The 6,245-nt window shown below is 63.5% G+C and carries 5 protein-coding genes and 1 pseudogene; all 6 read right to left on the bottom strand.

The features are described from left to right. Positions 1-135: pseudogene (locus tag PMI42_RS40385) on the bottom strand ((2Fe-2S)-binding protein); the annotation flags it as partial. Between the two features lie 21 nt (positions 136-156). Next, positions 157-1,263 (bottom strand): ABC transporter ATP-binding protein, encoded by a 1,107-nt coding sequence (locus PMI42_RS09470; RefSeq protein WP_008132995.1) that lies wholly within the window; start codon positions 1,261-1,263, stop codon positions 157-159. Between the two features lie 7 nt (positions 1,264-1,270). Continuing rightward, complete coding sequence (locus PMI42_RS09465) at positions 1,271-2,161, bottom strand: ABC transporter permease (RefSeq protein WP_008132994.1); 891 nt, start codon at positions 2,159-2,161, stop codon at positions 1,271-1,273. Continuing rightward, positions 2,158-3,036, bottom strand: coding sequence for an ABC transporter permease (locus PMI42_RS09460; protein ID WP_008132993.1), 879 nt, complete (start codon positions 3,034-3,036; stop codon positions 2,158-2,160). The genes PMI42_RS09465 and PMI42_RS09460 overlap by 4 nt, the downstream gene beginning before the upstream one ends. 80 nt (positions 3,037-3,116) lie before the next feature. Continuing rightward, positions 3,117-4,478, bottom strand: a complete 1,362-nt coding sequence (locus PMI42_RS09455; RefSeq protein ID WP_008132992.1) for an ABC transporter substrate-binding protein — start codon at positions 4,476-4,478, stop codon at positions 3,117-3,119. Between the two features lie 328 nt (positions 4,479-4,806). Continuing rightward, complete coding sequence (locus PMI42_RS09450) at positions 4,807-6,108, bottom strand: MFS transporter (RefSeq protein WP_035965050.1); 1,302 nt, start codon at positions 6,106-6,108, stop codon at positions 4,807-4,809. Between the last annotated feature and the right edge of the window lie 137 nt (positions 6,109-6,245).

The following is a 6,245-nucleotide window of genomic DNA, read 5'->3' as shown; positions in this document are numbered from 1 at the left end:
CTGGCTGGTGTCGCAGCCGATATGGGTGCCGGTCAGATTCAGCTGCTCGCGCAGCAGCTCGGCGACGAGCGTCGCTGGTTCAACATCGACAGTGGTTGGCCGGCCGTTGAGTGTAAAGGATATCTGCACGGTCATACTCCTGTGCGCGACGGGTCTTCAGGCGAGTGGAAGCGCGCTGCCGGTGGCCCATGTGGCCATGACGACATCGCCAACGGTGAAGGGATCTGCAAAAAAGGTCTTTTCCGGCACATAGGCGACGAACTCGTCGTCCGGGACGGTGTCGAGCATGACCTTCACAAAGTAGCCCTGGTATTCGATCGCGAGCACCCGGCTCGGCAGCGAAGTGGTGCAGCCGGGCGGCAAGTCCTTGCCGGGCCGAACCAGCGCGACATCGTCGCGGCGCACGGCGATATCGACCTTGTCCCCGACGCTGACCGTCGAACGCGCCTGAAGCGGCACCTCGATGCCATCAGGAGCTGCCTGCGCCAGCGTGAAGCTGGCGCCGTTGACCTTCTCGACCCTCCCGGACAGCACGTTCTGGCCGCCCATGAATTCGGCGACATAGCGGTCATGGGGGTGGGCGTAGACATCGCGCGCGGCTCCCGCCTGCTTGATCTTGCCCTGCTCCATCACCACCACGAGGTCGGCAAGCGCGATGGCCTCGAGCTGGGTGTGGGTGACGTGGATGAAGGTGATGCCAAGCTCCCGCTGCATCCGCCGCAGCTCCTGGCGCATCTGGACGCGGAGCTGCTCGTCGAGCGCGGAGAGCGGCTCGTCGAGCAGCAGCACGCGCGGCTCGGTGATCGCGGCCCGCGCCAGCGCGACGCGCTGCTGCTGGCCGCCGGACAGCTGCGCCGGCAGGCGGTCGGCGAATTGCGTTAGCCGCACTTTTTCGATCATGGCGTCGGCTGCGCGCAGCCGATCCGCCTTGGACTTGCCTCGCACGCGCAGAGCGAAGGCGATGTTCTCACGCACGGTCAGATGCGGGAACAAAGCGTAGGACTGAAACATCATTGCGGTGCGGCGCTGCACCGGCGCAAGCCCGACGACGTTCTGGCCGCCGATCACGATCTCGCCCGCGGTCGGATCCTCGTGGCCGGCGATCATGCGCAAAATCGTGGTCTTGCCGCAGCCGGAGGGGCCGATGAAACAGCAATAGGCGCCGTCGGCGATTTTGAGATTGACGCCGTCGACCACGTAGGTCGCGCCGTCAAAGCTCTTGCAGACGCCCGCCAGTTCGATATCGCCGCGATCTTTCTTCATTCCCGACTCAACCCTTTGCGCTGCTGCTGCGCTTCTTCTGGATCAGCACGATGCTGCCGAGACTGGCACCGATGACGACGAAGGAGACGATGGTTGTCACCGTGCCGAGCGCATAGAGCGAAGGCGAAGTGACGTTCAACGTCATGCTCCAGATTTCCAGCGGCAGCGTGTTGAGCGAACCGGCGGTCTGGAGGCTGCGCGCGAACTCGTCATAAGAGAGCGTGAAGCCGAACAGCGCGACCGCAACGAGACCGGGCGCAAGCACTGGAATCATCACCAGCCGGATCGACTGCCAGCGGCTGGCGCCGAGGTCGTAGGCAGCCTCCTCCCAGACGTGATTGAAGCGCGACATCACCGCAAACATCACGAGCACGCCGAACGGCAGCGTCCAGGACAGCTGCGCGCCGAGCGCGGAGGTGTACCAGCTCGCATTCAGCCCGAGCGCCTGGAACAGCAGGCCGGTGCCGAGGCCGAGCACGAGGCCCGGCGCGACCAGGCTGCCGATCATCATGTAGAAGACAACGGTGTCACCGCGGAAACGTTTGCGGAAGCCGAGGCCAGCCAGGAACGAGACCACCACCGTGATGACGGTGACGATGACAGCGAGCTTGATCGAGCGGTCGAACGAGCCCTTGACGTCGCCGGTCCGCACTTGGGTGAAGAGGTCGACGAACCAGTGCAGCGAATGCCCCTTCATCGGGAACACGAGGCCGCCGCGGATGTCCTGGAACGACAGGATGTAGATGCAGAACATCGGCCCGTACAGCGCGATCACATAGAGCGAAAACAGCGTCGCCAGCACGTAGAAGGTCCAGGGCCGGCCACCCTTGCTGGGGGCAATCGCCTTGGTTGTCGCAGGCGCGACCGTCTCGGGCATGTCGGCGAGAACGGCGCTCATCGCGTGATCTCCTGCCGGATGTCGACAGTGCGCAGGATCAGCGAGACGATCGCGACCAGCACCAGCGTCAGCAGCACCGCGCTCGCGGCCGCGTTCGGATATTGCAGCACGCCGACGTCCTCGTAGAACGCGCTGACCACCGAGGCCGAGCCGCCGCCGGACATCACCTTCACCACGAAGAAGTCGCCCATCACGATCGAGACCACGAAGATGGTTCCGAGCGCGATGCCGCTCTTGGACATCGGCACCACGATCAGGCGCATGATGTCGAATCGGCTGGCGCCGGCGTCGATCGCGGCCTCGATCAGCTTCTTGTCGATCCGCGCCATGGAATTGAAGATCGGCACGATCATGAAGATCGTGAGCTGGTGGACATAGGCGATGACGACCGCAAGGTCGGAGAACAGCAGCACCTCCAGCGGCTGGCGGATCACGCCGAGCCCGAGCAGCGCCTGGTTGATCAGGCCTTCCTTGCCAAGCAGCGGAATCCAGGAAATCATCCGGATGATGTTCGAGGTCCAGAACGGCACGGTGCACAGCAGGAACAGCCCGATCGCCAAAAGCTGGTTGCGAACGTGGAAAACCAGGAAGTAGGCCACGAAGAAGCCGATGATCAGCGTGAAGATCCAGGTCAGCACGGTGAACTTGATCGTCGCCAAATACAGCTTCAGCGTCAGCGCCGAATGCAGCACCTCGACATAGCTTGCGAGCGTGAAGCCCGGCGTCAGGCCGCCAAAGCCGTCGGTGGCGAAGAAGCTCGCGGCCAGCACGACCAGGATCGGCGCCACGAAGAACGGCACCAGCACCAGCACCAGCGGCGAGACGTAAAGCCAGCCGGCCAGATTTGCGCGTGGTGGAGTTTGACTGGGTTGCATGTCGGCAAACGCCTTGAAGTCGATCTCTGTCGCCGGCGCGTCACCGCGCCGGTGCTTCGCTACGTCAGGGAAAGCAGGTTTCACGCCACCTTGAAGTCGTTCCAGCGTTTGTTCATGTAGGCGGCCTCGTCCATCAGCGTGTTCCAGCACGAGATGTTCTTGACGCGGTCGAGGAACGAGCCGCCGTCGCGCTTGGTGCCGACCTTCTCCATCGGCACGCCGTAGGGATCGTTGATCACCGCGGGCGCCGGCTTGCCGTCGTACCAGAAGTCCCATTCCGCCGCGGTGAGGAATTTCTTGGCCGTTGACGGCACCGGACTGTAGTAGCCGTAGCGTCCGACGAAGCCGCCCTGCCAGCCCGACAGATACCAATTGAGGTATTCGTAGGCGGCGTCGAGCTTCTTGCCCGAGAGATGCTTCATCAGGCCCATGCCGTTGCACCAGCCGCGATAGCCTTCCTTGCCGTTCTTGACGTTGACAGGCGCGTAGACGCAGGGGATTTCCTTGACGCGAACGGCTGCGACCGCCGGCGACCACATCGACTGGATCACAACTTCGCCTGCCGCCATCAGTTGCACCGACTGGTCGAATGTGGTCCAGGTCGCGCGGAACTGGCCCTGCTTCTTCAGCTCGATCAGCTTGTTGCAGGTGAAGTCGATCTCCTCCTTGGTCATGTTGCCCTTGTTGCCGTACTTGATCAGCCCGGCGCTTTCGAAGCACAGCGCGGCATCCATGATGCCGATCGCGGGCACGTCGAGGATCGCGGCCTTGCCCTTGAACTTGGGATCGATCAGGTCCTTCCACTCGGTCACCTCGTGGCCGACCAGGTCAGGGCGATAGCCGATGGAATCGGCGTTGTAGACCTGCGGCAGGAAGGTCGCCCACTCCGTGACGCCGTCATGCAGATCGGTGGAGTCGGGCTTGGAGATGTACATGGCTTCATAGGGCGAGATGCCCTGGCGCGGGATCTTGTGGCCGTCGATCTCGCCCTTGGTGAAGATCGGCAGGATATTGTCGAACTCCTTGATCTTCTTGACCTCGATGCCCTGGATCACGCTGCGCTTGGCGGCGAGCTTGGCCTGCCAGCCCTCGAGATCGGCGATATCGACCGTATTAGGCTGGCTTATGAAGCGGTTGATGGCGGCGGAGGTGTCGAGGTTCTGCATCGTCACCTTGAAGCCGAGGTCCTTGGCCGCCTGGTCGCCGATCGCCTTCACCACCGAATAGGACACGCCGACATGGCGCAGCTCGATGTCCTTGATCTCCTGCGCCCAGATGGTCGGGAAGCCGCGGATCGCGTCCGAACCGACGGCTGCGCCTGCGACCGCCGCCGCGCCCTTCAACAACGTGCGCCGGCTCAGCTTTTTCGCCGATCTGACGTCCGCTTCGGTTTCCGTTCCCGTTGAAACGGAAGTGGATGTCCGCTTATCCCTGTCAAGCATGGCAACCCTCGTTGGTTACGATAAACGCCCGCACCGATCGCCATTGACCGGCTGCGATGTGATCAGTTGCGCGTGAGGCTAGGGTCGGGATTTTGCGAAGTAAAATTGGAAGTAAAAATTCGCCGCATAAACGCGGCTAATGGATCAGGGCGCTGCATTTGCTTTCGGCAGCACCGCATAAGAAGGCGTCAGACGTGCATACAAGGCAGCGCACCGGGCTGCGCGGGCCTGTTCACGGAGCAGGTGGAGTCATTGTGCGATGCTGATTGCCGCAACGTTGTGCGGCGGCGCGCGCCTGAGGCATAGCAGCGCGCCCCGCGACCGGCCGTCAGGATTTCAGCAAATCGTGCGCCGTCTCCGGTGTCTTCAGCGTCGCGATGATCGTGATGATCGACAGCGCGATGATGTAGACCGATACCGGCCAGTACGAGCCGGCCCATGCCAGCAGCGCCGTCGCGATCAACGGCGAGAAGCCGCCGCTGAGCGCGGCCGCGACATTGGCGCCGAGCGACGCGCCGCTGTAGCGCACCTGGGTGCGAAACAGCTCCGGCATGAACGCGGCCTTCGGCCCGAACAGCAGCGCGTGCGTCAGCGTCATCGTGACGACGAGCGCGAAGGTGATCATGGCCGGCTCCCTGGTGTCGAGGAACCAGAACAGCGGAAACGCCAGCGCCACCGAAAATACGCCGCCGGCGAGATACAACGCCTTGCGGCCAAAAATGTCGGAGAGCCAGCCCGCGAGCGGCAGCGTCGCGAACTCGACGATCGCGGCATAGACGACGGCATTCAGGATGACCTGGCGCGGCAGGCCGAGTTTCGTCGTGGCGTAGAGCACGGTGAAGACGGTGAGGAGATAGGCAAGCCCGACCTCCGACACCGTGATGCCGACCGCGAGCAGAAAGCTGCGCCAGTCGCGGCGAAGCACTTCCCATACGGGCTGCGCCAGCACCTCCTTGCGCTCGACGACGTCCTTGAAGTGCGGTGTCTCGGCCAGCCTCAGGCGCACGATGAAGCCGACGCCGACCAGCAGGATGCTGATCCAGAACGGCACGCGCCAGCCCCAGCTCAAAAAGTCCGCCTCGGGCAGCTGGGTCATCAGCGCGAAGATGCCGGTGGAGGCGGCGACGCCGACGGGGAAGCCGATCTGCACCAGGCTGCCGTAGAAGCCGCGGCGGTTGCCGGCATGCTCGATCACCATCACGACGGCCCCGCTCCATTCGCCCCCGAGCCCGATGCCCTGCACGAAGCGCAGGAGGATGAGCAGGATCGGCGCCCACACGCCGATCTGGCTGTAGGTCGGCAGACAGCCGATCAGGAAGGTGCCGAGCCCCATCGCGATCATGGTCGCGACCAGCATGGTCTTGCGGCCGAGCCGGTCGCCGTAATGCCCGATGATCGCACCGCCGATCGGCCGCGCCACGAATCCGACCGCATAGGTCGAGAACGCCGCCAGCGTGCCGACGAAGGGATCGAAGCTCGGGAAGAACAGCTTGTTGAGCACGAGGGCCGCGGCCGTGCCGTAGATCAGGAAGTCGTACCATTCGATGGCGGTGCCCAGCGCGCTCGCCCATACCACATGCGCCGTCGTCGATTTCTCCGCCGAAGCCGAGAGCCCCGTTGCTGCCGTCATGCCACGCCCCATGAATTCCAGGGAGCATCATGGCCAATCGCGATGGTGGTTGCAATCTGTGGCGGTGTTGTCCCTCACAAGTAACTACGCGAGGTTTTGCGTACTGCTGCGTCAACACCCGTCATTGCGAGCGCAGC

The organism is Bradyrhizobium sp. YR681 (assembly GCF_000282615.1).
GTDB lineage: Bacteria > Pseudomonadota > Alphaproteobacteria > Rhizobiales > Xanthobacteraceae > Bradyrhizobium.
The sequence above is the reverse complement of the archived record's forward strand: the minus strand, read 5'-3'. Positions and strand labels throughout refer to the sequence as shown.